The organism is Rhabdothermincola salaria (genome assembly GCF_021246445.1).
Lineage (GTDB): Bacteria > Actinomycetota > Acidimicrobiia > Acidimicrobiales > Acidimicrobilacustridaceae > Rhabdothermincola_A > Rhabdothermincola_A salaria.
Genome location: NZ_JAJQXW010000004.1, coordinates 260,732 through 283,944 on the forward strand (window position 1 = coordinate 260,732; position 23,213 = coordinate 283,944).

Annotated in this window: 23 protein-coding genes, 1 tRNA gene and 1 pseudogene; 11 read left to right on the forward strand and 14 right to left on the reverse strand. The window is 72.6% G+C overall.

All coding sequences use genetic code 11. The annotated features are described in order from the left end of the window. The first annotated feature begins 17 nt into the window (after positions 1–17). Positions 18–419, forward strand: a complete 402-nt coding sequence (gene mce, locus LUW87_RS16465; protein WP_346742583.1) for a methylmalonyl-CoA epimerase — start codon at positions 18–20, stop codon at positions 417–419. A 64-nt stretch (positions 420–483) separates the two neighbouring features. Here the strand turns inward: mce and LUW87_RS16470 are convergent, their stop codons facing one another. Next, on the reverse strand, positions 484–1,065 hold the full coding sequence (locus tag LUW87_RS16470; protein ID WP_232672295.1) for a hypothetical protein: 582 nt from the start codon (positions 1,063–1,065) through the stop codon (positions 484–486). A 115-nt stretch (positions 1,066–1,180) separates the two neighbouring features. Here LUW87_RS16470 and xseA point away from each other — a divergent pair, with 115 nt between their 5' ends. The 3 genes from xseA to LUW87_RS16485 are packed head-to-tail and all read left to right on the forward strand — an operon-like array spanning position 1,181 to position 3,973. Continuing rightward, positions 1,181–2,599 (forward strand): exodeoxyribonuclease VII large subunit, encoded by a 1,419-nt coding sequence (xseA, locus tag LUW87_RS16475; RefSeq protein ID WP_232672296.1) that lies wholly within the window; start codon positions 1,181–1,183, stop codon positions 2,597–2,599. Then, positions 2,589–2,912, forward strand: coding sequence for an exodeoxyribonuclease VII small subunit (gene xseB / locus LUW87_RS16480; protein WP_232672297.1), 324 nt, complete (start codon positions 2,589–2,591; stop codon positions 2,910–2,912). The genes xseA and xseB overlap by 11 nt, the downstream gene beginning before the upstream one ends. Continuing rightward, on the forward strand, positions 2,909–3,973 hold the full coding sequence (locus LUW87_RS16485; RefSeq protein ID WP_232672298.1) for a polyprenyl synthetase family protein: 1,065 nt from the start codon (positions 2,909–2,911) through the stop codon (positions 3,971–3,973). Before xseB ends, LUW87_RS16485 begins: the two co-directional genes overlap by 4 nt. A 22-nt stretch (positions 3,974–3,995) precedes the next feature. On the opposite strand, the gene LUW87_RS16490 is transcribed toward LUW87_RS16485, so the two are convergent. Together LUW87_RS16490 and LUW87_RS16495 are read right to left on the reverse strand one after the other, a co-directional pair. After that, positions 3,996–4,658 (reverse strand): alpha/beta fold hydrolase, encoded by a 663-nt coding sequence (locus tag LUW87_RS16490; protein WP_232672299.1) that lies wholly within the window; start codon positions 4,656–4,658, stop codon positions 3,996–3,998. Further along, positions 4,655–5,581, reverse strand: coding sequence for an alpha/beta fold hydrolase (locus LUW87_RS16495; protein ID WP_232672300.1), 927 nt, complete (start codon positions 5,579–5,581; stop codon positions 4,655–4,657). The genes LUW87_RS16490 and LUW87_RS16495 overlap by 4 nt, the downstream gene beginning before the upstream one ends. A gap of 80 nt (positions 5,582–5,661) precedes the next feature. On the opposite strand from LUW87_RS16495, the gene LUW87_RS16500 reads away from it, so the two are divergent. Further along, positions 5,662–7,248, forward strand: coding sequence for a peptide chain release factor 3 (locus LUW87_RS16500; RefSeq protein ID WP_232672301.1), 1,587 nt, complete (start codon positions 5,662–5,664; stop codon positions 7,246–7,248). A gap of 22 nt (positions 7,249–7,270) precedes the next feature. Next, on the forward strand, positions 7,271–8,863 hold the full coding sequence (locus LUW87_RS16505; protein ID WP_232672302.1) for an outer membrane protein assembly factor BamB family protein: 1,593 nt from the start codon (positions 7,271–7,273) through the stop codon (positions 8,861–8,863). A gap of 36 nt (positions 8,864–8,899) precedes the next feature. On the opposite strand, the gene LUW87_RS16510 is transcribed toward LUW87_RS16505, so the two are convergent. Then, positions 8,900–9,859, reverse strand: a complete 960-nt coding sequence (locus LUW87_RS16510) for a cation diffusion facilitator family transporter (RefSeq protein ID WP_232672303.1) — start codon at positions 9,857–9,859, stop codon at positions 8,900–8,902. Between the two features lie 158 nt (positions 9,860–10,017). On the opposite strand from LUW87_RS16510, the gene LUW87_RS16515 reads away from it, so the two are divergent. Then, on the forward strand, positions 10,018–12,528 hold the full coding sequence (locus LUW87_RS16515; protein ID WP_232672304.1) for a sodium-translocating pyrophosphatase: 2,511 nt from the start codon (positions 10,018–10,020) through the stop codon (positions 12,526–12,528). A gap of 73 nt (positions 12,529–12,601) precedes the next feature. On the opposite strand, the gene LUW87_RS16520 is transcribed toward LUW87_RS16515, so the two are convergent. Together LUW87_RS16520 and LUW87_RS16525 are read right to left on the reverse strand one after the other, a co-directional pair. Then, positions 12,602–13,966: a HAMP domain-containing sensor histidine kinase gene (locus LUW87_RS16520; RefSeq protein WP_232672305.1), complete on the reverse strand. Its 1,365-nt coding sequence runs from the start codon at positions 13,964–13,966 to the stop codon at positions 12,602–12,604. Next, positions 13,963–14,646, reverse strand: a complete 684-nt coding sequence (locus LUW87_RS16525; protein WP_232672306.1) for a response regulator transcription factor — start codon at positions 14,644–14,646, stop codon at positions 13,963–13,965. Before LUW87_RS16525 ends, LUW87_RS16520 begins: the two co-directional genes overlap by 4 nt. Before the next feature lie 117 nt (positions 14,647–14,763). On the opposite strand from LUW87_RS16525, the gene LUW87_RS19400 reads away from it, so the two are divergent. The 3 genes from LUW87_RS19400 (at position 14,764) to LUW87_RS16540 (ending at position 16,810) form a co-directional block, all read left to right on the forward strand. Then, positions 14,764–15,750, forward strand: a complete 987-nt coding sequence (locus tag LUW87_RS19400; protein ID WP_232672307.1) for an FKBP-type peptidyl-prolyl cis-trans isomerase — start codon at positions 14,764–14,766, stop codon at positions 15,748–15,750. Between the two features lie 125 nt (positions 15,751–15,875). Further along, complete coding sequence (locus tag LUW87_RS16535) at positions 15,876–16,307, forward strand: hypothetical protein (protein WP_232672308.1); 432 nt, start codon at positions 15,876–15,878, stop codon at positions 16,305–16,307. A gap of 110 nt (positions 16,308–16,417) precedes the next feature. After that, a complete protein-coding gene (locus LUW87_RS16540) occupies positions 16,418–16,810 on the forward strand; it encodes a limonene-1,2-epoxide hydrolase family protein (protein ID WP_232672309.1) in 393 nt (130 codons plus the stop codon). Positions 16,811–16,845: 35 nt separating this feature from the next. Here the strand turns inward: LUW87_RS16540 and LUW87_RS16545 are convergent, their stop codons facing one another. The 7 genes from LUW87_RS16545 to LUW87_RS16575 all read right to left on the reverse strand — a co-directional run bounded on the left by LUW87_RS16545 (position 16,846) and on the right by LUW87_RS16575 (position 22,452). Next, positions 16,846–17,640: an alpha/beta fold hydrolase gene (locus tag LUW87_RS16545; RefSeq protein ID WP_232672310.1), complete on the reverse strand. Its 795-nt coding sequence runs from the start codon at positions 17,638–17,640 to the stop codon at positions 16,846–16,848. A 52-nt stretch (positions 17,641–17,692) separates the two neighbouring features. Continuing rightward, complete coding sequence (locus LUW87_RS16550; protein ID WP_232672311.1) at positions 17,693–18,628, reverse strand: SDR family NAD(P)-dependent oxidoreductase; 936 nt, start codon at positions 18,626–18,628, stop codon at positions 17,693–17,695. A 24-nt stretch (positions 18,629–18,652) separates the two neighbouring features. Further along, positions 18,653–18,796, reverse strand: coding sequence for a hypothetical protein (locus LUW87_RS16555; protein ID WP_232672312.1), 144 nt, complete (start codon positions 18,794–18,796; stop codon positions 18,653–18,655). Between the two features lie 70 nt (positions 18,797–18,866). Beyond that, positions 18,867–19,820, reverse strand: coding sequence for a DUF7064 domain-containing protein (locus LUW87_RS16560; protein WP_232672313.1), 954 nt, complete (start codon positions 19,818–19,820; stop codon positions 18,867–18,869). Then, positions 19,817–21,211: a phosphotransferase family protein gene (locus LUW87_RS16565; protein ID WP_232672314.1), complete on the reverse strand. Its 1,395-nt coding sequence runs from the start codon at positions 21,209–21,211 to the stop codon at positions 19,817–19,819. Before LUW87_RS16565 ends, LUW87_RS16560 begins: the two co-directional genes overlap by 4 nt. Continuing rightward, entirely contained in the window at positions 21,208–21,561 is a 354-nt protein-coding gene (locus LUW87_RS16570) for a hypothetical protein (protein ID WP_232672315.1), read from the reverse strand. The genes LUW87_RS16565 and LUW87_RS16570 overlap by 4 nt, the downstream gene beginning before the upstream one ends. A 93-nt stretch (positions 21,562–21,654) precedes the next feature. Continuing rightward, positions 21,655–22,452 carry an SDR family NAD(P)-dependent oxidoreductase gene (locus LUW87_RS16575; protein WP_232672316.1) on the reverse strand — a complete coding sequence of 266 codons (798 nt, stop codon included), beginning with the start codon at positions 22,450–22,452 and terminating at the stop codon, positions 21,655–21,657. A gap of 266 nt (positions 22,453–22,718) precedes the next feature. On the opposite strand from LUW87_RS16575, the gene LUW87_RS16580 reads away from it, so the two are divergent. Beyond that, positions 22,719–22,792: transfer RNA gene (locus LUW87_RS16580), tRNA-Ala, on the forward strand. Between the two features lie 128 nt (positions 22,793–22,920). Here the strand turns inward: LUW87_RS16580 and LUW87_RS16585 are convergent. After that, positions 22,921–23,213 (reverse strand): annotated as a pseudogene (locus LUW87_RS16585) (hypothetical protein); the annotation flags it as partial.

The following is a 23,213-nucleotide window of genomic DNA, read 5'->3' on the forward strand; positions in this document are numbered from 1 at the left end:
CGGGGGCCACCCGGCCGCTGCTCACCGAGATCGATCACATCGCCATCGCCGTGCCCGACCTCGGCGAGGGCATCGACTACTACCGCGAGACCTTCGGCGCCACCGTCGAGCACCGCGAGGTGGTCGAGAGCGACGGGGTCGAGGAGGCCCTCCTGCGGGTGGCGGAGAGCTACGTGCAGCTCCTCACCCCCACCCGACCGGACTCCACCGTCGCCAAGTGGCTCGACAAGAAGGGCGGCCCGGGCATCCACCACGTGGGCTACCGGGTGGCCGACTGCGCCGAGGCCCTCGACTCGGTGAAGCGCCAGGGCTTCCGTGTCCTCGACGAGGAACCCCGTCCGGGCTCCCGTGGCACCACCGTGGCGTTCATCCACCCCAAGGACGCCCTCGGGACCCTCATCGAGCTCGTCCAGGAGTGACCACACCGGGCCGCGGCGAGCGCCCGGCCCGGCCGCCGAGACGTCGCCGGGTCGGGGCGAGGGGCTAGGCGCAGTTCACGCCCCGCCAGCGATCGACCTCGCTGGCGGCGGCACCGACCTCGCCCTGCGCCGGGTAGGTGTCGATGCGCCGGCGGGCATCGGCCGCGCTCGACGTCCCCCGAACCTCGTCGGCCAGCCACCCGGTGAAGTCGGCCAGCACCACGAGCGGCTCCGACAGCGCCGCGGGGGCACCCGGCTGGGCCGAGGCATAGAGCGCCGCGTCACGCCGGGCGTCCATCTCCACCCGCATCCTCTCGTCGGGCCAGCTCACGCCGTCGCGGGGGATCAGGTCGGGGACGGGCAGCACCTCGGCGAGGACGACGCAGACATCCACCGAGCCGGCACCCCCGGGCGCGGGCGGAGCGGGAGGGACGACCGAAGGGGCAGGGGCGGGGGGCGCGGTCGTTGGTTCGGGCACCGTCGTGGTCGTGGTCGTCGTGGTGGTGACGACGGTGGTCGTCGACGACGTCGAGGTCGAGGTGGTGGTCGTGGCGGCGGCGTCGTCGCCTCCGCTCGAGCAGCTCGAGGCGAGCACCACCACGGCGAGCAGGGCGACGAGGGCGAGCGGGCGGCGGAGCAGCGACATCACGGCCGACTCTAGGCACGCCGCCGGGCGGCGGGGGGCCACCCACCGCCCAGCTCCCGGCGGCCGCGCCCCGGCGAGCGCTCGACGGGGGTCGTCCCGCTACGGTGCTGGGCCCATGAGCGGTCGCACCTTCACCGTCGCCGAGCTGGTGGGCGAGGTGGCCACCGTCCTCGAGGAGCGCCTCGGTGGGGGCTTCTGGCTCCAGGGCGAGGTGGCCGGCCTGACCCGCAGCCGGGGCGGCCACGTGTACTTCGACCTCGTCGAGCGGCCCGCCGACGGTGCCGCCCCGACCGCCGCGGTGCCGGTGGTGTTGTGGTCGTCGGTCCGCGACCGGGTCAACCTGCACCTGCGCCGGGCCGGCAGCATCCGCATCGAGGACGGGGTGCGCATCCGGATCTCCGGGCGCCTGGAGCTCTACGAACCCAAGGGGCGACTGCAGGTGCAGATGCAGGGCATCGACCCCACGTACACGCTGGGGCTGCTCGCCAGCGAGCGCGACCGCGTCCTGCAGGTGCTCGAGACCGAGGGCCTCTTGCATCGCAACCGCCGCATGGAGATCCCACCGCTGCCCCTCCGAGTGGGGCTCGTCACCGCGGCCGGCAGCGCCGCCGAGGCCGACGCCCTCCAGACCCTCACCGACAGCGGTCTGGCGTGGAGGGTGCTCCACGTCGACGCACGGGTCCAGGGGGTCGGGGCCGCCGAGCAGGTGGCGGCCGCCCTGCGCACGGCCGCGGCCTGGGGCGTCGACGTCGTCGCCCTCGTGCGTGGGGGCGGCGCCCGCACCGACCTGGCCACCTTCGACCACGAGGTGGTGGCCCGAGCCATCGCCACGCTCGACGTCCCCGTGGTCACCGGCATCGGCCACGAGACCGACCAGAGCCTGGCCGACCTCGTCGCCCACCTCAGCGAGCGCACGCCCACGGCCTGCGCCGCCGCCCTGGTGGCCCACGTCCGCCGCACCCACGAGCGCGCCGAGGCGGCCTGGGCCGACGTCGCCCTCCGATCGTTCGACCTCCTGTCCCGGAGCCACGCCGCCCACGAGCACCGTGCCCGCCGGGTGGCGCGCTCGGCCCAGGCCCTGCTGACCCTCGAGAGCCGACACCTCGACCGCACCGCGGAGCACCTCGGGCGGCGGGCCCCCAGCGCCGTCGCCGCCGCCTCCGCCCGGGTGGAACGAGCGGCCGGGAGCATCGACGCCGCCAGCCGGGCCCACCTGCGCACCCACGAACGGCACCTCACCGGCGCCACCGCCGTGCTGGGCCGTGCCGCACCCCGCTCGGTGCGCCACACCGAGGCCGCGCTCGAGGCCCTCGCCGCCCGCGTGGTCGCCCACGATCCCGCTCGCGCCCTGGCCCGGGGGTGGTCGGTGACACGCCGGGCGGACGGCCGAGTCGTGCGCCGCGCCGCCGATCTCGCCGCCGGCGACACCGTCGTCACCACCGTCGCCGACGGCCGCTTCCGAGCCACGGTGGACGACCCGCCCGCGGTCCCGCCGGACCCGACACCGAGGGAGACTGGCCCCGATGGCCGCTGACGACACCGAACCCGCCACGACCGCCGGAGACGACCCGGAGGGGCTCGGCTACGCCGAGGCCGTCACCGAGCTCGAGGAGATCCTGGCCCAGCTCGACGGCGACGAGATCGACGTCGACCACCTGGCCACCCAGGTGCGCCGGGCGGCCTCGCTCATCGCCCTGTGCCGCGAGCGCCTCGGTGCCGCTCGCGTCGAGGTGACCCGCATCGTGGCCGACCTCGACCTGGCGGCGCCCACCGTCGTCGACGACGGCGAGCTGGCCCTCGACGACGCCGACGACGCCGACGGGGACCCCGAGGACGACGACGGGTGATCCCGGCGCCTCGGGAGGCACCACCCGCCCTGCGGTCGGTGGCCGGGCCGGTCGAGGACCGGCTCCGATCGGTGCTCGACGCCGAGACCCTCCGCTGGGCCGAGGTCGACCCCGACCTCGCCGCCCCGCTCGAAGCCCTCACCCGCTTCGTCCTCGACGGTGGGAAGCGCCTGCGTCCGGCGTTCTGCCACTGGGCCTACGTGGGAGCCGGCGGCGACGGGGGCGATGCCCTCGTGGTCGACACCGGCGCCGCCTTCGAACTCCTGCACGCCTTCGCCCTGGTCCATGACGACGTCATGGACGGTTCGGACACCCGACGTGGCGAACGCACCGTCCACCTCGAGTTCGGCGACCGGCACGCCCGGGAGGGTTGGCGGGGCGAGTCACGCCGCTTCGGCGAGGGGGTGGCGATCCTGGTCGGCGACCTCGCCGAGGTCTACGCCGACCGCCTCCTCCGCCCCGCCCCGCCCGAGGCGCGGGCCGTGTGGCACGAGCTGAAGGTGGAGCTCAACGTGGGCCAGTACCTCGACGTGCTGGGCACCGCCCGGCCCGGCACGGACCTGGCGACCGCGCATCGCATCGCCCGCTACAAGTCCGGCAAGTACACGATCGAGCGACCGCTGCACGTGGGCGCGGCGCTGGCCGGACGCCACGACGACCTGGCCCCTGCGCTGTCGGCGTACGGCGCCCCGCTGGGCGAGGCGTTCCAGCTGCGCGACGACCTCCTCGGCGTCTTCGGCGACCAGGCCCGCACCGGCAAGCCGGTGGGCGACGACCTCCGCGAGGGCAAGCCCACCCCGCTGCTGGCGACGGCGATCGACCGGGCTCGAGGCGCCGATGCCGAGCTCCTGCGGCGGGTCGGGGCGCCCGACCTGGCCGACGACGAGGTGACGGCTCTCCAGCAGGTGCTGGTGGCCACCGGAGCCCGGGAGCACATGGAGTCCACCATCGCCACCCTGACCGCCGAGGCCCTCGACGCGCTCGGACGCGCGCCCCTGCAGCCCGACGCGGTGGAGGCCCTCACCGACCTGGCCCACTACGTGGGCGCCCGCGACCTGTAGCTCCGGGGGGGGGCCGACCGCGTCAGGTGGCGGTGCGGGCGAGGTGGGCGACGGCCTCCTCGAGAGGCAGGTCGATCACGCCCACCGCGTCGGCCACCGCCTCCACCCACGGGGGCCGGATGCGGGCGCTGACCACGATCGGGGCCTCGAGGTCGCTCTCCTCCACCACGAAGCGCAGGAAGTCCATGGCGTAGTCCGGCGGGCGCACGTCGCGGGAGAGCTCGAGCAGGGCGTACGGGTCGGGCGGCCCGGACGGCTGGGCCGGGAACGAGGTGACGTGGGGTGACGGTGGCTCCGGCCCCCCGCCGGCCAGCCCGGTGCCGTCGGCGAGGACGACACCGTGCACCAGGTGGGGCCGAGCACCCGCGATCAGCAGGGCCACCCAGGCGCCCAACCCCCGCCCGACGATGCACACCGGGCCGTGGACGGCGAGCACGGCGTCGACGTCGGCCATGAGGTTCTCAGGGGTGTACCCGCCGCCGGTGGGGATGTCGGAGGCGCCGTGGCCGGTGAAGTCGAGGCCGAGGACCGGGCCCGGCCAGGCCGCACTCCACGGCGGACGGGCGGTGCCCGTGCGGTCTCCCAGGCCGTGCAGCACCAGGAGGGGGAGGCCCTCGCCCTCGGCCAGGACGTGCAGGGCCAGGCGGAGGCGACCGTTGGGGACGTGCTCGGTGCGGTGGCTCATCGGAGGGGCTCCAGGAACTCGAGCACCAGATCGGCGATGAATCGAGGCTGTTCGATGTGCAGGAAGTGCCCGATGTCGTCGAAGTACTCGAGGCGTCCCCCCGGCGGGAGGTAGGGGGCCACGTCGTCCCGGCGGCTCTTCCACCCCATGGGGTCGTCCTGCACACCGGAGAGGACACCGAGGAAGGGCAGATCGAGGGCGGCCAGGTGCTCCATCGACCACTGAGGTCGCCAGGGCCCGAACCCGCCGAGGTGCAGGACGGGGTCGATCTTCCAGCGCCATCCCTCGGCGTCGCGACGGGCGCCCACGGTGACGAGGTACTCGAGCCACTCCCGCGACAACCGAGGGTTCATCGGGGCCCGCCGTTCGGCCAGTCCCCCGATCGTGTCGGGACGCCGTCGCAGCTCGTTGCGCCGGCGGCGACGGTCGAGCGACGCGGCGAGGTCGGCCCGCCGCATCCGTCGGCGCTCCCGGTCGTTGATGTCGGGCGCGGAGAACTGCGACGGGAGCCCGTCGAGGTTGACGAAGGCCCGGGCCAGCTGGGGTCGGGCGTCGAGCAGGTCGAGGAGCTGGCCCCCGCCCTTGGAGTGCCCGAGCAGGACGATCGGCTCGTCGAACAGCGCCGTGATGGCGCAGAAGTGGTCGCGGACGTCGGCGGGCCAGCTGTAGAGGTGGGCGTGCTCGGAGTCACCGTGGCCCCGGGCGTCCCATGCGACGACCCGCCACCCGCCGTCGGCGAGCATGGGGCCGAAGACGTCGAAGGTGCGCGAGAAGTCGAAGCCGCCGTGCACCAGGGCCACGGCCGGCGCATCCGCCTCACCCCACTCGTTGACCGCCAGGCGCAGCCCGCCCGCGTCCACCCACCCGGTGCGCTCCGGTGGACGCGCCCCGGGGAACGTACGTGTCTCGTCGTCGCCCTCCACGAGCGGGGACCTTACGAGACCACGGCACGACCAGCCCGCCGCCACGGGCCGAACCAGCCCCCCGCTACCCTCGAACGGCCATGTCTTCCCCCGCTTCCGAGGCCTCACGGCGTCGCACGTTCGCCATCATCAGCCACCCCGACGCCGGCAAGACCACCCTCACCGAGAAGTTCCTCCTGTACGGAGGGGCGCTCAACGCCGAGGCCGGATCCGTCAAGGCCCGGTCGGGTCGTCGGTCGGCCACGTCGGACTGGATGGGCCTGGAGCAGCAGCGGGGCATCTCCATCACCTCGACGGTGCTGCAGTTCCCCTACCGGGACTGCGTCGTGAACCTGCTCGACACCCCCGGCCACCGCGACTTCTCCGAGGACACCTACCGGGTGCTGGCGGCCGCCGACGCGGCCGTGATGGTGCTCGACGCGGCCAAGGGCATCGAGCCCCAGACTCTCAAGCTGTTCGACGTGTGCCGCCAGCGCGAGCTGCCCCTGTTGACCTTCATCAACAAGTGGGACCGTCCCGGCCTCGACGCCCTCGAGCTGATCGACGAGATCGAGTCCAAGATCGACCTCGTCGTCACCCCGGTCACCTGGCCGGTGGGGATCGCCGGCGACTTCCGCGGTGTGATCGACCGTCGCGACGGCCAGTTCACCCGCTTCACCCGGGTGGCCCGAGGTGCCACCGAGGCCCCGGAAGAGGTGGTGGATCCCACCGTGGCGGCCGTGGAGGAGGACGAGGCCTGGACCGCCGCCCAGGACGAGCTGGCCCTGCTCGACTCGGTGGGTGCCGACATGGACGTCGAGCTCTTCGTCGGTGCCCAGTCCACCCCGACCTTCTTCGGTTCGGCCTTGACCAACTTCGGGGTGCGCAAGCTCCTCGACGCCGTCATCGACCTCGTGCCGCCGCCCGGCCCCCGACCCGACGTCGACGGCGAGCCCCGGTCGCTCGACGCACCGTTCTCGGGGTTCGTGTTCAAGGTGCAGGCCAACATGGACCCGTCACACCGCGACCGCATCGCCTTCCTGCGGGTGTGCTCCGGCGAGTTCGACCGGGGCATGGTCGTGACCCACGGACCCACCGGCAAGCCCTTCAACACCAAGTACGCCCACCAGGTGTTCGGCTCGGAGCGAGAGACGATCGACCTGGCCTACCCGGGCGACGTCGTCGGCCTGGTCAACGCCACCGACGTGCGGGTCGGCGACACGCTGTGGTTCGGCGATCCGGTCGAGTACCCGAGCATCCCGAGCTTCGCCCCCGAGCACTTCACCGTGGCCCGGGTGCGCGACACCGGCCGCTACAAGCAGTTCCGTCGGGGCATCGCCCAGCTCGACGAGGAGGGCGTGGTGCAGGTCTTCCGCGATGCCGACCTGGGTGACCAGGCCCCCATGCTGGCCGCGGTGGGCCCCATGCAGTTCGACGTCGCCGTGTACCGCCTGGAGCAGGAGTTCGGGGCCCCGGTGGAGCTGTCGCCGACCAACTACCGCATCGCCCGCCGCACCGACCCGCCGAGCGCCGAGGCGCTGAGTGGCATGCGGGGTGTCCGGGTCCTGAGCCGGGCCGACGGTACCCTCATGGCGCTGTTCGAGAGCCAGTACTGGCTGGAACGTCTCGAGCAGGACCACCCCGATCTGGTGCTGGAACGCCTCGTCGCCGAGGGCAGCGCCGGTTGACCCGACCGACCCCCGAGGTGTGATGGACGACCCGAGCAGGCCCTACGCCCCCACCGCCGGTGGTCCACGGGGCTCCGGTTCCTCGCGCCCGCCCTGGCTCGGGCCGGTCGCCGTGCTGGTGGCCCTGGTGCTCGTGTGGGGCGGCTACGCCCTCGTCACGAGCGGGTCCGACGACGACTCGGCGGCCAGCCCGCCCGACACCAGCGAGAGCGAGCCCTCCGAGCCGGTCGACGTGGACGCGGGCGACTCCACCACCACCACCACCGAGGCCGAGCTGCCCCCGTTCGACGGCTGGGTGAACCCGGCCAGCTCGGGGCGCATGTGGAGCGAGGAGGTGCCCGGGATCCTCACCTTCCGGGGCAACCCCACCCGTTCCTTCTACGGCCAGGGCATGCCCGAGGACCCCTCGGTGCTGTGGTCGTACCCCGAGAGCGGCGGCATGTGCGGGCTGTCCTCCGGGGCCACCTGGTGCGGCATGGGCTGGACGGGCCAGCCCAACGTGTACGAGAAGGACGGCCGCACCATCGTGTCGTTCGGGGCCTATGACTACGGGGTGCACTGGCTCGACGGGGTCACGGGCGAGACCGTGCTCCCGTCGTTCAAGACCGGCGACATCATCAAGGGCACGGTGACCACCGACCCCGACGGCTTCCCGCTCACCTACACCGGCTCACGCGACGACAACTACCGCATCATCGCCACCGATCGGCCCGGCGAGGCCGTGGAGCTGTGGCGGGTCAACGCCTACGAGTACGGCGTGCAGCAGCGGTGGAACGACGACTGGGACTCCTCGGGCCTGATCATCGACGACCACCTCTTCATCGGCGGCGAGAACAGCTGGTTCTACATCTTCAAGCTGAACCGGGGCTACGACGCCGCCGGCCTCGTCACGGTGAACCCCGAACTGCTCTTCACCGCCCCCAGCTGGGACGACCAGCTCCTGACGGAGACGTCGCTCACCGCCTTCTCGATCGAGAACTCGGTGGCCATCTCGGGCGACACGGTGTACTTCGCCAACTCGGCGGGGCTCATCCAGGGCTTCGACATCAGCGGCCTGGCCGACGGCGTCCAACCCACCCGCAACTTCCGGTTCTGGGCCGGCGACGACATCGACGCCTCGATCGTGATCGACGCCGACGGCTACCTCTACGTCGGGTCGGAATGGGAGACCCAGAGCGCCCGCTCGGCCGAGGTGGGCCAGATCTTCAAGCTCGATCCCCGCAACCCCGACGACCCGCTGGTCTGGTCGGTCGCCGACCAGGGTGGCGGGGTTCGGGGCGTGTGGGGCACGGTCGCCCTGGCCAACGGCGTGGTGTATGCCGACACCAACACCGGCCGGGTGCTCGGCATCGACCAGATGACGGGCGAGATCCTATGGGAGAAGGAGCTCGGCTCCCAGACCTGGCAGTCCCCCGTGGTGGTCGACGACGTCCTGGTGGTCGGTGACTGCCAGGGCGTGCTGCACGCCTACGACGTGAGCGATCCGCGGGTGGACCCACCGGAGCTCTGGACGGTCCAGCTCGACGGCTGCATCGAGTCCACCCCTGCGGTGTGGAACGGCCGCATCTACGTCGGGGCCCGGGGTGGGAAGTTCTACGCCATCGGCGACGCCTGATCCCCGGCTCTCGCCACCCGCCCGGCACCCCCGTCGTCACCAGGTGATCTCGTCGCACCCCGTGTGGGTGTCGGGTTCCACCTGCACGGTCGCGTGGTCGATGCCGAAGTCGTCGCGAAGGAGGTCGCGGGCCTCGTCGAGCACCCGGTGGGCGTCGGTCCCTTCGGCGACCACGAGGTGGACGGTCGCCACGTCCATCTCCGAGGTGAGGGTCCACACGTGCACGTCGTGGACGCCGACGACGGAGGCGATGGCCGCCAACCGGTCTGCGATGGCCTCCACGTCGAGGTCCTCGGGCGCGGCCTGGACGAGCACGCGCACCGCCTGGGCAGCGAGGCGGTAGGTGCGCGGGAAGATGAACAGCCCGATGCCGGCGGCCATGATGGGGTCGGCGGCCTCCCACCCGGTGGCGAGGATGATCACGGCGGCGGCCACCACGGCGACCGAGCCCAACAGGTCGGCCAGGACCTCGAGATAGGCGCCCTTGACGTTGAGGCTCTCCCCGGCGCCCTCTCGCAGGAGCCAGAAGCCGACCAGGTTGGCCAGCCCGCCGAGCACCGCCACCACCAACATGGCGCCGCTGGCCACCTCCACCGGTTCGCGGAGGCGCAACACGGCCTCGTAGAGCACGTACAGCCCGACGCCGAACAACAGCACGGCGTTGGCCAGGGCGGCGAGGATCTCGAGGCGGTACAGCCCGAAGGTGCGGTCGGCTCGCCGGGCGGGCCGATCGGCGACGTGGATGGCGGCCAGGGCCATGGACAGGCCCACGACGTCGGTGAGCATGTGGCCGGCGTCGGACAGCAGGGCCAACGAGTTCGTGGCGAAGGCGGCTACCACCTCGACGACGAGGAAGGTGGCCTGCAGGCCCAGCACCTGCCAGAGACGGCGGCGGTGCCGGGCCCCGGCCCGCCCGGCCGCGGCCACTCCCCCGCCGTGGCTGTGCGCGTGGCCGTGACCTCGCGCTGCCCCCGACCCGGTGTCGTCGCCGCTCACCCCGACATCGTCGCGCCACCCGCAGCATCGGCCCGCGGCCGTGTGAAGTTTGACACCCTTGGTCGAGGCCGAGTGGAATCTCGGCGCCCGTGCAGGGGGAAGCGCGCACGGGCGACCGTCCGCCGGCTCACCGGCGATCAGAGAGGGGCACCATCCACATGTACGACGTCCTCGCCGCAGCCGAAGGTGGCTGGCAGGAGTTCACCCTCGGGGGAACCGAGTGGGGTTGGCTCATCTTCGTGACCGTGGTGGCGCTGGCCGCCCTCGGGCTCGGAGTCGTGCTCATGAAGGGCGTCCTCGCCGCCGAGCCGGGCACCGACGAGATGCAAGAGGTTGCCGGCGCCATCCAGGAGGGGGCCAGCGCCTACCTACGGCGCCAGTTCCGCACCATCGGCGTGATCGTCGTACCGCTGGCCATCATCGTGTTCCTCACCTCGACCGAGGTCCTCGACCCTGACGGTGCCCTGGCCTTGAGCTTCGGCCTCTCGGGGGCCTGGCGCACGGTGGCGTTCCTGCTCGGGGCGGTGTTCTCGGGCGCCATCGGGTTCTTCGGCATGTGGTTGGCCGTGCGGGGCAACGTGCGCACCGCCGCCGCCGCCCGCCGCAACGACTTCCCCGCCGCGCTCAAGGTGGCGTTCCGCACCGGCGGCGTGGCCGGCCTGCTCACCGCCGGGCTCGGCCTGTTCGGCACCGTCGTCATCATCATGCTGTTCCAGAACACCGCGTCGGCCATCCTCGTCGGCTTCGGTTTCGGTGGCTCGCTGCTGGCACTGTTCCTGCGCGTCGGTGGCGGCATCTTCACCAAGGCCGCCGACGTGGGTGCCGACCTCGTGGGCAAGGTCGAGGCGGGCATCCCCGAGGACGACCCCCGTAACCCGGCCACCATCGCCGACAACGTGGGCGACAACGTGGGCGACTGCGCCGGCATGGCCTCAGATCTGTTCGAGAGCTTCGCCGTGGTCCTGGTGGCGTCGGTGATCCTCGGTGTGTCGGGCTTCCGGGCCATCGGCCTCGAGGCCGGCGACGAGGCGGTGAAGGGCCTCATGTTCCCGCTCATCGTCATGGCCATCGGCCTGCTCGCCTCCATGGTCGGCATCTTCCTGGTGCGAGCCCGTGCCGGGGAGTCCAACGCCCTCACCGCCATCAACCGGGGCATCTACATCGCCCAGGTGCTGGCCGTCATCGGTGCGGGCGTGGTCGCCTTCGTCTACATCGGCAACCCCGCCGGCGCCACCGTCTCCCAGGTCGGCCTGCGCATCTTCGGCGCCATCGTGGTGGGTGTGATCCTCGGCTTCGCCGCGTCGAAGATCACCCAGTTCTTCACCTCCACCGAGACCGAACCTGTCCAGGAGATCGCCAAGGCGGCCCGCACCGGCCCCGCCACCACTGTGCTCGAGGGCATCTCCTCGGGTCTCGAGTCGGCGGTGTGGGCGCTGCTCGCCATCGTCGTGGCCATCGGTGCGGCGCTCGGCCTGGGCGACGGCAACATCGGCTTCTCGCTCTACCTGGTGGCGCTGGCCGGCATCGGCATGCTGTCCACCACCGCCATCGTGGTGGCCGAGGACACCTTCGGTCCCGTCGCCGACAACGCCGCGGGCATCGCCGAGATGGCCGGCGAGTTCGAGGGCGAGCCCGAGCGGATCATGGTGAGCCTCGACGCGGTGGGCAACACCACCAAGGCCGTGACCAAGGGCTTCGCCATCGGCTCGGCGGTCATCGCCGCCGTGGCCCTGTTCGCCTCGTTCGCCGAGACGATCGCCAAGAGCACCTTCGACGCCACCGAGGTGGCGACGGCCGAGCTGGCCGGCACGCTCACCAGCCTGGTGCAGATCAACGTGGCCGACCCCAAGACCTTCATCGGTCTGCTGGTCGGTGGCTCCATCGTCTTCCTCTTCTCGTCGTTGGCCATCCGGGCCGTCTCTCGCACCGCCGGCACGGTGGTCCAGGAGGTGCGGCGCCAGTTCCGCGAGAAGCCGGGGATCATGGACGGCAGCGAGCGCCCGGATTACGGCCCGGTCATCGACATCTGCACCACCGCGTCGTTGCGGGAGTTGGCCACGCCGGCGCTGCTGGCCGTGCTCACGCCGGTCATCATCGGCTTCGGCATCGGCTACATCGCCCTCGGGGCCTTCCTGGCGTCGATCATCGTCGTGGGTCAGCTGATGGCCAACTTCTTGTCGAACTCGGGCGGGGCGTGGGACAACGCCAAGAAGTACATCGAGGACGGCAACGAGGGCGGCAAGGGTTCGGAAGCCCACAAGGCCGCCGTCATCGGCGACACCGTCGGCGATCCGTTCAAGGACACCGCCGGCCCCGCCCTCAACCCGCTGATCAAGGTGATGAACCTGGTCTCGCTGCTCATGCTCCCGGCCATGATCAGCCTGGAGGACAACAACATCCGCTTCCTCATCGCCGGTGTGGCCCTCGTCGTCGTGCTCGGCGCGGTGGCGTTCTCCCGCCGTGGCGGGTCCAACCTGGTCGACCAGGCCGCCAACGCCACCGACGATGCCGAGGCCATGGCCGTCATGCACGGTGACCGCAACGCCACCCTGCACCAGGCCATCGACATGTGGGTCAGCGACCTCGGCCACCGCGACCACGAGCTGCGCGAACGCCTACTCGAGGTCAAGGGGTCGATCCCGGAATCCGAGGACGCGCACACCGACTGACCGCCGTCGCCGTCCGCGACGGCGAGACCTACGTCGTAGGAGGGCCCGGCCTTCACGGCCGGGCCCTCTCGCGTCACCCCTCTGCGGCGGCGGGAAGCTCGAAGGTGAACACCGCTCCTCCGGCGGGGTGATCGCCGACCGACACCGCGCCTCCGTGGGCGGCCGCCGTCTGCGAGACGATGGCCAGGCCGAGCCCGGAACCCGGGAGGGCACGCGCCTCGGCGCTGCGGTAGAAGCGCTCGAAGACCCGATTCCGGTCGTCGCTAGCCACGCCTGGTCCGTGGTCTCGCACCTCGACGCGAGCTGGCGCGACCATCGACACCTCGACCGGGGTGTCCGGTGGGCTGAACTTGAGCGCGTTGTCGACCAGGTTCCCGATCGCCCGGGCCAGGGCCCGCCGGCGGCCGGCCACCGGCATGGGGATCGTGGCCGCGGGGCCGCCCACCACGACGGAGCGACCGGAGCGTCGCGCCGCCCGTTCGGCCACCTCGCGCACCACGACGCCCAGGTCGATGACCTCGATCGGCTCGTCGTCGACACCCTCGGTGGCCAGCTGGACCAGTTCGTCGACCAACCCACTCAGCTCGCGGCTCTCGCGGTCGAGATCGGTGAGGACCTCGACCCGGGTGGCCTCGGGCAGGTCGTAGCGGGCCAGCAGCTCGATGTTGGTGCGCACGCTGGTGAGGGGCGTGCGCAGCTCGTGGCCGGCGTCCTGCACCAGCTGTTGCTGCTGGTCCCGCGAGCGGGCCAGGGCGGCGAGCATGGCCCCGAACGCCCGAGCCAGGCGTCCTGGCTCGTCGCCACCCGACGGGGGGAGCGCGACGTCGAGGCGTCCGGTGTCGGCCACCTCCTCGGCCGCGTCGGTGAGGCGCACCAGGGGCCGGGTGGCGGTCCGAGCGACCAGCCACCCCGCCAGCGCACCGGCCGCGGTCACCACGATCCCGATGGCCAGGAGCTGGCGTCGCAAGCCGTCCAGGATGCGCTGGCTCTCGCTGTAGTCGCGGGCGATCTGCACCGCCCCGCCACCAGCCGCGGCGGCGGTCTGGATCCGGTACGGCTCGCCGTCGATGTCGACGGTGCGGGTGCGCACACCGACCCCATCGGCAGCGATGGCTCGGTCGGTGGCATCGACGGGGAGCTCGACGGCTCCCGTCGAGCCGATCACCTCACCATCGGGAGCGAGGCACTGCACGGTGGCGCCGGGGCCGGTCAGCTCGTCGAGCGGCCCGCGCGGTCGGGGCGCGACCTGTCCGGCGCACAGCGCGTCGCGGACCCGCCCGTCGACGTTGAGGATGCGTCGGGCGTTCTGGTTCAGGCTCTCGTCCACCTCGGCCTCGAGGCGGGCGCCGGTAGCGACGTAGGCGGCCGAGGCCACGGCCAGCGCGGCGAGGCCGGCCAGCACGGCGAGGGCCAGGGCGATCTTGGAGCGCAGGGTCATGGCGCCCGCAGCGTGTACCCGACGCCGCGCACGGTCTGGATGAGCCGGGGCTCGCCCGCCTCCTCGGTCTTTCGGCGCAGGTACCCGATGTAGACGGCCAGGGCCTTGGAGTCGGGGCCGAAGTCGTAGCCCCAGATGCGGTCGTAGATGGTGCCGTGGGCCAGGACGACGCCTGCGTTGGTGACCAGCAGGGCGAGCAGGTCGAACTCGGTCTTGGTGAGCTCGAGCTCGCGGTCGCCGCGCCAGGCCCGCCGGGCCGCCTCGTCGACCACCACACCCTCGGCCCGCAGCTCCCGGGTGTCGTCGGCAGCAACGCTGGATCGCCGCAGCAGGGCCCGCAGCCGGGCCAGCAGCTCGTCGAGAGAGAACGGCTTGGGGAGGTAGTCGTCGGCGCCGGCGTCGAGGCCCGACACCCGGTCGGACACCTCGGTGCGGGCGGTGAGGACCAGGATCGGCAGGCGGGCGCCCTGCGAGCGCAGCCGGCGGCACACGGTGAGGCCGTCGACGTGGGGCAGGCCCAGGTCCAGCACCAGCAGGTCGACATCGTCGGCGGAGGCCAGCTCCAGCGCCGCGGCGCCATCGGCCACCGGCGTCACGCGGTAGCCCTCGAGCTCGAGGGCTCGGGTGACCGATTCGCGGACGGCCCGGTCGTCCTCGGCGACGACGAGGTGCGCAGTCATGGCTGCAGTCTGCTCGGCGGAGGTGAGGAGACGGTGAGATCCTCCGGCCAGCGACGGACCCCTCGTTCGGGGCCCGGCTTACCCGGTCGTTACCGTCCACCCCCTAGCGTGCCCCGGGTGACTTCTCTTCCCCCCACCAATCTCCTGCCGTCGCGTCGGACCCCACACCCCCTCCGCACGGCTGCCTTGGCCATGGTCGCCGTGGCCACCCTCCTGCTGGCCGCGTGCGGCAGCGACGACGGTTCCGACGACGCCGCCAGCGACGAGACCACCGCCACGGAGAACACCGAGAGCGCCGACGTGAACACCACGTCGCTCGCCGACGTCGACATCTCCTCTGATCTCGACGCCGCCCCCAGTGCCACCTTCACCCCGGCCTTCGTGGCCGGAGAACCCCAGTCCGAGGTCGTCGTCGAGGGCGACGGCGCCGTGGTGGCGGAGGGCCAGCGGGTGACCCTCGACTACGTGGCCGTCAGCGGCGCCACCGGCGAGGAGCTCCAGAGCACGTGGGACGCCCAGCCCGAGTCGCTGGTCGTCAACGAGATGCTGACCCCCAACATCCGTGACGCCCTCGTCGGCAACGCCGTCGGCAGCCGGGTGGCCACCGCCAACGACGACGGCACCCAGTGGGTGATCCTCATCATCGACATCCGCGACGCGGTCGAGGTCCCCGAGCGGGCCGAGGGCGAGGCCGTGACCCCGCCCGCCGGCCTCCCCACGGTGGAAGAGGTCGAAGGGGTTCCGACCATCACCATCCCCGAGGGCGAGCCCCCCGTGAACCTCATCACCCAGCCCCTCATCGAGGGCAGCGGGCCCGAGGTGCAGGCCGGTGAGACCGTGACGGTCAAGTACGTCGGCGTGAAGTGGGCCGACGGCTCCGTATTCGACTCGTCGTGGACCAACGACCAGACCGTCGACTTCCCGGTGGGCACCGGCGGGGTGATCGCCGGGTTCGAGGAAGGCCTCATCGGCCAGACCGTCGGCTCCCGGGTGATGCTGGTCATCCCTCCGGACAAGGGCTACGGACCCGAGGGCAACGCCTCGGCCGGTATCTCGGGCACCGACACCCTGGTGTTCGTGGTCGACATCCTCGTCGCCGGCTGATCATCACGGCGTGACCACAGGCCGGGCCGCCCGGTGGTGTAACTACGCCACCGGCATCCGCTCTACGCTCATCGCCGGCCCGGCGACCACCCCGGCGCCTGTCCACCATCCCCCGGAGGTGCCCCGTGAAGCGATCCCTGGCCGTCGCCGCAGCCGTCGTCGTCCTCGCCGTCCCGCTCGCCGCCTGCGGCGACGACGACGACAGCACGACCACGACCACGGAGGCGTCGGGGGGCTCGGACACCACCGAGGCCCCGATCGGAGGCGACGTGCTGCCACCCGTGATCCTCACGCCCGAGGGCGAGACCTCGGCCACCGTGTCGGTGGGCACCGTCGTCAGCTTCGACATGGGCGATCCCGGCGACGGCACCTTCGTGGCCGTCTCCGAGGACCCGTCGGTGTTCCAGGTGGACGGCGAGGGCAAGGTCGACGGGTCGGCCACCTTCAACGCCGGCGGCACCGCCGTGGGCGAGGGCACCACCGAGGTGTCGGTGTCCTACCGCGGCTCCCTGAACGGCATGGGCACCCCCACCGTGTTCACCATCACGGTCGAGTAGCGCTCGCCGTCCCGGCCACGACCACCTCCACCGGCGGTAGGTGCCACCATGGGAGGCGACGAGCGGGGGCCACCGGGGCACCCCGACCACCGAGCTGGGGGACGATCCACATGAGCGACGGCGCGCACTACGAGGACCTGGTGCGGCAGTTCTGCCAGAAGTGGGCCGACGCCGACTTCGACGCGGTCGTCGGCTTCTTCACCGAGAACGCCACGTACCACAACATCCCCGTCGACCCGATGGTCGGCCACGAGCAGATCCGGGCCATGATCGACGGCTTCACCGCCGGGCTCGAGGTGGTCGAGTTCAAGATCCTCGAGATGCTGTCGCGGGGCTCCACCGTGATCACCGAACGGGTCGACATCTTCCGCAAGCCCGACAGCGCGCTCGTCGAGCTGCCGGTGATGGGGATCTTCGAGTTCGAGGGCGACAAGATCGCCAACTGGCGCGAGTACTTCGACCTCGGGCAGTTCATGACCCAGGCCGCGCCGACCGAGGGCTGACCGCCGCGCTCCTCGCCGAGGCCGACACCCGGGGCTCAGCCGGCCAGGAAGTCCAGGACCTCGGGGAAGGCCTTGCGGTCCTGGGCGAAGAAGCCGTGGCCCCCTTCGTAGACCCGTAGCTCGGCCCCGGGGATGCGCGAGGCGATGGCCTCGCCGTTGGCCAGCGGGGCGATGCCGTCGTAGCGCCCGCTGGCCACGAGCGTCGGGCAGGTGATGCGCGCCAGCCGGTCCCACACGTCGTGGTGGGCGCGAGCCGCCGCCTGCTCGCGTTCGCCCCGCTCAGCCTCGCTGCCGGGCGCCACACCGGGCCGGTTGGCCAGGCCCTCGACGAACATCCGGTCGGCGGGGTGCTCGGCCAGCCACTCCGGGGTGAAGCGGGTGTCCATGATGCGCCGCGAGACCTCGGCCCGTTCGGCGGGGTCCATCTCGCGCAGCTCGTGCATCGGGTAGGAGCTGCCGCCCTCCCCTCCCGGGGAGGTGCACAACAGCGCCAGGCGCTCGATGCGCTCGGGCGCGGTGACGGCGATCTCCTGGGCGACCATCCCACCGAAGCTGATCCCCACCAGCCGGAAGGTGTCCCACCCCACGTGGTCGGCGAGGGCGAGGGCGTCGGCGGCGTAGTCGCCCATCGAGTACGGGCCCGGCGGGATCTCGGTGCGCCCGAGGCCCCGCTGGTCGTGGGCGACCGTGTCGAAGCGACCCCGGAAGACGTCGACCAGCATCGCGCTGGTGGCCAGGGTGGCGAACGATCCGTTGCAGAACAGCAGCCGGGGGCCGTCGCCGCCCCGCTCGTAGAAGACGTCGATCCCGTTGACGTGGGCGGTGGGCATGGTCGGCGAACCTATCCCCGCCCGTGGACGGGCGCTCGTCTCGACGCAGGGGTCAGGCCACGGGACCCCGGAACCCGCCGAGCATGCGTCCCATCACCGGCGACGAGGTGGGGGTGACCTCGTGGGTCGGGCCGCCCGTGACCTCGTCGAGGTGGGCGGCGATCGACTCGATGGTGGCGTCGCGATCGAGGTAGCCGTCGTTGACCGCCAACGAGACGCGGGCGACGTGTCCCCCACCGACGCTGAAGCACTCGCCGGTCACGGGGCAGTCGCGGTGGGCCAACCAACCCACCAGCGGGGCGACCAGCCGGGGGTGGAGCCACTCGCCCAGCTCGTCGCTCCAGGGGATGGGCCCGAAGCCGGTGCCGAGGCGGGTCTTGGCGTAGGGGGCGATGACGTTGACGGCGATGCCGAGCGGGGCGCCCTCGACGGACTGCTGGCGGGTGAGCCCGACCACGCCGAGCTTGGCCATCCCGTAGACCGAGCCGTCGGGCACGCCCCCGAACGCGGCACCGGACGAGACGTTGACGATCCGCCCTCCGCCGTTGGCCTCCATCCACCGCCACGCCGGGCGGCTGACGTTGATGGTGCCGCGCAGCTGGGTGTCGAGCACGGTGTCGAGGTGCTCGTCGGGGAAGGTGCCGAAGGGCTGCAGGCGCACCTGGCCGGCGTTGTTGACCACCACGTCGACCCGGCCCCACGCCTCGAGGGCGGTGGCCACGATGGCCTCGCCGCCCTCGGTCGTGGCGATGGTGTCGTGGTTGGCCACGGCCTCACCGCCGGCGGCGGTGATCTCGGCGACGACCTCGTCGGCCGGGTTGGCGGCCGGGGCCTCGCCACCGTCGCCGGTGTCGGTGATGGCCACGCCGAGGTCGTTGACCACGACCCGGGCGCCACGCTCGGCGAGGAGCAGGGCGTACTCGCGCCCCAACCCCCGACCGGCACCGCTGATGATCACGACCTGGCCGTCGAAGCGCATCTCGTCCATGGCCGCCGAGTCTGGCTCATCGCCTCACACCTCGTCGCCGTAGGCCTCGCAGTCGGGGTTCTCGCAGACGAAGCCGCCGTGCTCGTCGGGGAGCGCCGTCACCCCGCAGGCAGGGCAGATCGGTGCACCACCGTCGGGCTCGAGGAGGTCGTCGTCACGGTCGGCCATCCGTTCAGTGTGGCGTGGCCCTGATCGAGGCTGGGTCCCGGACCGGACGACCTTCCCCGACGCCGCCGGTTCAGCGGCGGCCGAGGGGCGCTCGCCCGGCAGCCACCCAGTCGGTCGCCGACCAGATGTCGTGGTTCTCGCCCCACCCGTCCTCACCCGAGCCCAGGTCCCATTGGACCAGGTTGAGCACGGCGTAGAGGTCGTGGCCGGCGTCGACGGCCTGGCGGTTGCGGCAGGTCCCCTCGGCCCGGAGGTGCCGCCCGGCGGCGTCGGTGGCCTCGATGACCACGCGGCGGGGGAAGTCGCCATCGAGCTCGGTGCGGCGCTCGCCTGCGATGAGGCGGGCGGCCCGCCCGTCAACCAGCCAGTACCCACCCGTGACCGGTTCGCGGCCGGCGACCGGGTTCACGTAGGCGAAGAACGACCGGCCGTCGAGGGTGGTGCCGTGGGCGTTGCCGAGGCGCAGCCCCGGGCGCATGGTCCGAGGCCCCCACGAGCGGTCGCGGACGGTGGGGCAGTCCACGTCGAACCAGTCGGCCCCGAGGCGGACCCGTCCGGTCACCCGTCCGGGCTGCTCGAGGTGGCCGTCGAACATGCCCGGCGATTCCTCGGGTGGCACCGGGTTCGGTTCCATGCACGACTCGAACTCGACGTCGAGCTCCACCCGGTCGGTTCGGTGCCGGATGCGGTAGCGGTGCAACGGCTCGAGGCACTCGAGGTGGAACCCGTTGGCCAGGCGCAGGTCGCGGAGGCTGGGAGGGGCGTCGCCCACTGCGTCGAGAGCGTCGTCCCAGCCGTCGTGGGCCAGGTAGCGGTTCTCGCCGGTCCAGGCCGTCACCGCGCCGCCCTGGCGACCCTCGTTGGGCCGGAACCACACCCGCGTGTGCACCGAGACATCGCGCTCGGGCAGCCACAGCGGGAACCACGCCGTCTCGATCCACGTGGGGTCGTCGCTGGTCGGCGGGTGGAAGCCGTCGTCGGCCTCGGTGACGACCAGGCCGGGGTCGTTGCCCTCGATGGTCACGGTGCCTCCAGGGGTTGGGGGACGCGGTCGGCCAGTTCGCCGAGAAGGGGGGCGGCCAGGGCCGCCTCGTGGAGCATGTGGACGGCGAGAGCCGCGGCGACGGCGCCCTCGAAAGCGGGTTCGGTGGTCTCGGCACCGTCCCGGACCACGGTCGCGAGCTCCGACAGGCCGTCGGACACGGACCCGGGACGACGGCCGAGCACCACGGCCAGCTGGTCGCGCTCTCGTTCGTCGCGCTCGGCGCCGTGGCGCAGGTGCCCCTCCAGGGTCCCCAGCACGCCGGCCACGCCTGCCGCCCGACCAGCGGCGTAGGCGTCGTCGAGCGCGGGCCGCACCGTGTCGTCCTGGTCGCGCCGGGCGTGGGCGACCAGGTCGGCCAGACCGGCCCGTCCGAACGTGGCCGGACTCGGCCCGTCTTGGGGGGCGAAGGGCTCGACCGTGGGACGGGCCACCCCGACGGCGTCGCAGAGCACCAGCGCCGCGGCCCGCATCAGCATGGTGCGGTACATGGTGAGCTGCGCTCGGTCGACTGCCGGGTCGTCACCGCCCAGGCCCAGCCCGATGAACATGGCGTTGCGGGTGAGGACGAGGATCCGGTACCACTCGACGACCGTCGTGTCGACGGCGGCGCCACCGGCGGCCTCGTACTCGGCGAACCGGTCCAGCAGGTGCCCCATCGGGGTGGCCATGTCGCGCACGGCCACCGCGGCCAGGTCCTCCATGGGGTCGCCCCAGTGGGCCACCTCCCAGTCGAGGACCGCCGTGACCCGGCCCGCGGCGGCCAGGAAGTTGCCCGGCCCCATGTCGCTGTGGACCAACGAGGTCGACGAGCGGCCCGCCGGGAGGTGACGACGCAACCAGACCAACGTGATGGCGAACAACGGGTGCAACTGGTCGCCGATCATCTCGGCCACGCCCTCCACGGCGGCCAGCTGGGTGACGGCGTGGTCGGGCGCCGACGGGGGTGCGCCGAGGTGCTCGATGGGCAGGTCGTCGGGGGCGAGGGCGTGGAGGGCGGCGGTGAGCTCCATGAGGTGGCGGGCCGTCGGTTCCCGGTCGGCCTCGTCGTCCACTGCCGGGAAGTCGCTGCGCCCCTCCACCCGTTCGAGCAGCAGGGCCCCGAGCTCGCGGTCGTGGGCGTGCACGGTCGGCACCGGCACCGCCGTGGGCGCCAGGGCCCGCAGCACGGCGGCGTCGCGCCGCGAGCCCCCGCCGCGACCGAGGTCTCGCAGCACGAACAGCGCCGAGGTGTCGCCGTCGCGCTCGACGTCCACCGACCAGGCCTGGCGGCTGGCCCCGACGAGGTGGCGGCGAGCCGAGGTGACCGGGCCGCCCGCCTCCCGTTCGATCCAGCGGCTCAGGTCGTCGGGGAGGGCGCCGTCGCCGCTCACAGGTAGGACGTGATGGTCGTGCCGGCGTCGGCCACGTCGGCCTCTTGGGTGACGATCACGGTCGGGCTGGCGTCGATGTCCATGAAGGTCTGCAGGTCGGCCCAGTGCTCGCGGCCAGCGTCGGTGTCGGCGTAGAAGGCCGACGTGGCCAGCATGGCGTCCATGTCGGGCCAGTGGTTCTCGGCGATGCCCACGTAGTCGGGATGGCCGGCCACCATCATCAGGCGGTTCTTGGTGATGTAGGGGTGATCGCGCAGGTCGAAGTCACGGGTGTGCTCGGTCCAGCGGGCGAAGAACTCGGCGTCGCTGATCCCCTCCCGCTTGCGCACGAACGTGAACGACACGACCATCCGTTCCCCCCAAGGTCAGACTCGGGGCACCATATCCGGCGGGGCTCGCCCGTCCGTCGCCGAGCGCTGGCCCGCCCCGGTCGCGCGGGGCCGTCAGAACAGCGTCGTGAGGTGGGTGCCGGCGTCGACGGGGACCATGGTGCCGGCGACGTAGGAGCTGTCGGGACCGGCGAGGAAGGCGATGGCCGCGGCGAACTCGTCGTAGCGGCCACCGCGGCGCAGGTGGGTGGCCTCGTCGAGCACGGCCTGGCGGTCGGGCGTCCGTACGGGGTGGGGGGCGTTGCACACCACGATGCCGTTGACGCCGATGCCCGATGGCCCGACCTCCTTCGACAGCGAGGCCACGAGAGCGTGCAGGCCGGCCTTGCCGACGGCGTAGCCGGCACCGTTGCGCTGCCCGGTGCTGGCCACGATGGAGGACACGCACACGATGCGCCCCCAACCGGCGGCGAGCATGCCGGGCAGCACCGCCCGTGAGCAGATGTAGGCCGAAGTGAGGTTCATGCGCAGGAACGCCTCGAAGTCCGCCACCGGCGTGTCGAGGATGGAGGCCCACTGAGGTGGCCCGGCCTCGCCCGCCGAGCCCCGGTCGGCGAAGTCGACGGTGGCGGGGGTGCCGCCGGCGTTGTTGACGAGGATCGCGATCGGACCGAGCTCGCCGGCCACTCGTTCCACCATCTCGTCCACCGCCGTCTCGGAGGTCACGTCGGCGATCGCCGGCACGGCCCGGATGCCGAGAGAGGCGAGCTCGTCGACGGCGGTCGCAGCCCGGTCGGCGTCGACGTCGTTGACCGCCACCGCGCACCCGTCGGCACCCAACCGCTCGGCGGTGGCCCGCCCGATCCCGTGTGCCGCGCCGGTGATCAGGGCGACCCTCTGCACATCGGCCATCGCGTTCGCACTCCCCCTCGTCGTCGACCCCCGCAACAAGGCAGAGAGCGTCCCTCGGATCCATCCTGCCCGGTGCGCCCCGCCCGCGGCGACTCGTCAGACGCCGGTGCAGGGGCCACGAGGAACGCTTCCTGACCGAGCTCCTCGACCGCGCCGTGGATCCCGCCTCGACGGACGAGAACACCGGCTGATCCGAGATCGACCGTGCCGGGCTAGCCTGGCCACCCGCTTCCGTCGGCGGCACTCGTGGTCGGCGAAGGCACCTCGGGGCTGTAGCTCAGCTGGCTAGAGCACCTGCTTTGCAAGCAGGGGGTCGTGGGTTCGAGTCCCATCAGCTCCACCGCACTGCCCCACCGGTCGACAGGTCCGGGGCCCCGGACGAGGCCCGACGAGGACCTCGGCTCCGTCCCGACGGTTGCGGCGACGACTCGTGGAGGGGATGGGCGACGGATCACCCGGCGGCGGCGCTCAGGCGGCGGTGACGTAGACGGCGATCGGCGTCCCGTCCTCGGCTCGGCCGAGCAGGTCCGGCGGCCGACGCCGGCGAAGGCCGCCGGTGAGACGGTTCCGGGGCTCGATCCGTGGGCTGCCGGCTTGCGGGGTCGAGCCGGAGCCGGGTCGAGAACCGGGACCAGAGCCGGAGTCGGAATCGGAATCGGGGCCGGGGCCGGGGCCGGGGCCGGGGCCGGGGCTCGCTGCATCGGCGGCCCGCCCGGGGCCTTCGGTCGCCCCGGTGGTGAGGCCCGGGTGGGTGGAGCCGT

Excerpts from the sequence above, each read along its gene's own strand:
- LUW87_RS16490 (WP_232672299.1), bottom strand. The coding sequence starts at position 4,658 with ATGAGCCACCGCACCGAGCACGTCCCCAACGGTCGCCTCCGCCTGGCC.
- LUW87_RS16520 (WP_232672305.1), bottom strand. The coding sequence starts at position 13,966 with ATGACCCTGCGCTCCAAGATCGCCCTGGCCCTCGCCGTGCTGGCCGGC.
- LUW87_RS16545 (WP_232672310.1), bottom strand. The coding sequence starts at position 17,640 with ATGCCCACCGCCCACGTCAACGGGATCGACGTCTTCTACGAGCGGGGC.
- xseA (WP_232672296.1), top strand. The coding sequence starts at position 1,181 with ATGAGCGGTCGCACCTTCACCGTCGCCGAGCTGGTGGGCGAGGTGGCC.
- LUW87_RS16500 (WP_232672301.1), top strand. The coding sequence starts at position 5,662 with ATGTCTTCCCCCGCTTCCGAGGCCTCACGGCGTCGCACGTTCGCCATC.
- LUW87_RS16505 (WP_232672302.1), top strand. The coding sequence starts at position 7,271 with ATGGACGACCCGAGCAGGCCCTACGCCCCCACCGCCGGTGGTCCACGG.
- LUW87_RS16570 (WP_232672315.1), bottom strand. The coding sequence starts at position 21,561 with ATGGTCGTGTCGTTCACGTTCGTGCGCAAGCGGGAGGGGATCAGCGAC.
- LUW87_RS16540 (WP_232672309.1), top strand. The coding sequence starts at position 16,418 with ATGAGCGACGGCGCGCACTACGAGGACCTGGTGCGGCAGTTCTGCCAG.
- LUW87_RS16555 (WP_232672312.1), bottom strand. The coding sequence starts at position 18,796 with ATGGCCGACCGTGACGACGACCTCCTCGAGCCCGACGGTGGTGCACCG.
- LUW87_RS16575 (WP_232672316.1), bottom strand. The coding sequence starts at position 22,452 with ATGGCCGATGTGCAGAGGGTCGCCCTGATCACCGGCGCGGCACACGGG.
- LUW87_RS16470 (WP_232672295.1), bottom strand. The coding sequence starts at position 1,065 with ATGTCGCTGCTCCGCCGCCCGCTCGCCCTCGTCGCCCTGCTCGCCGTG.
- xseB (WP_232672297.1), top strand. The coding sequence starts at position 2,589 with ATGGCCGCTGACGACACCGAACCCGCCACGACCGCCGGAGACGACCCG.
- LUW87_RS16550 (WP_232672311.1), bottom strand. The coding sequence starts at position 18,628 with ATGGACGAGATGCGCTTCGACGGCCAGGTCGTGATCATCAGCGGTGCC.
- LUW87_RS16525 (WP_232672306.1), bottom strand. The coding sequence starts at position 14,646 with ATGACTGCGCACCTCGTCGTCGCCGAGGACGACCGGGCCGTCCGCGAA.
- LUW87_RS16515 (WP_232672304.1), top strand. The coding sequence starts at position 10,018 with ATGTACGACGTCCTCGCCGCAGCCGAAGGTGGCTGGCAGGAGTTCACC.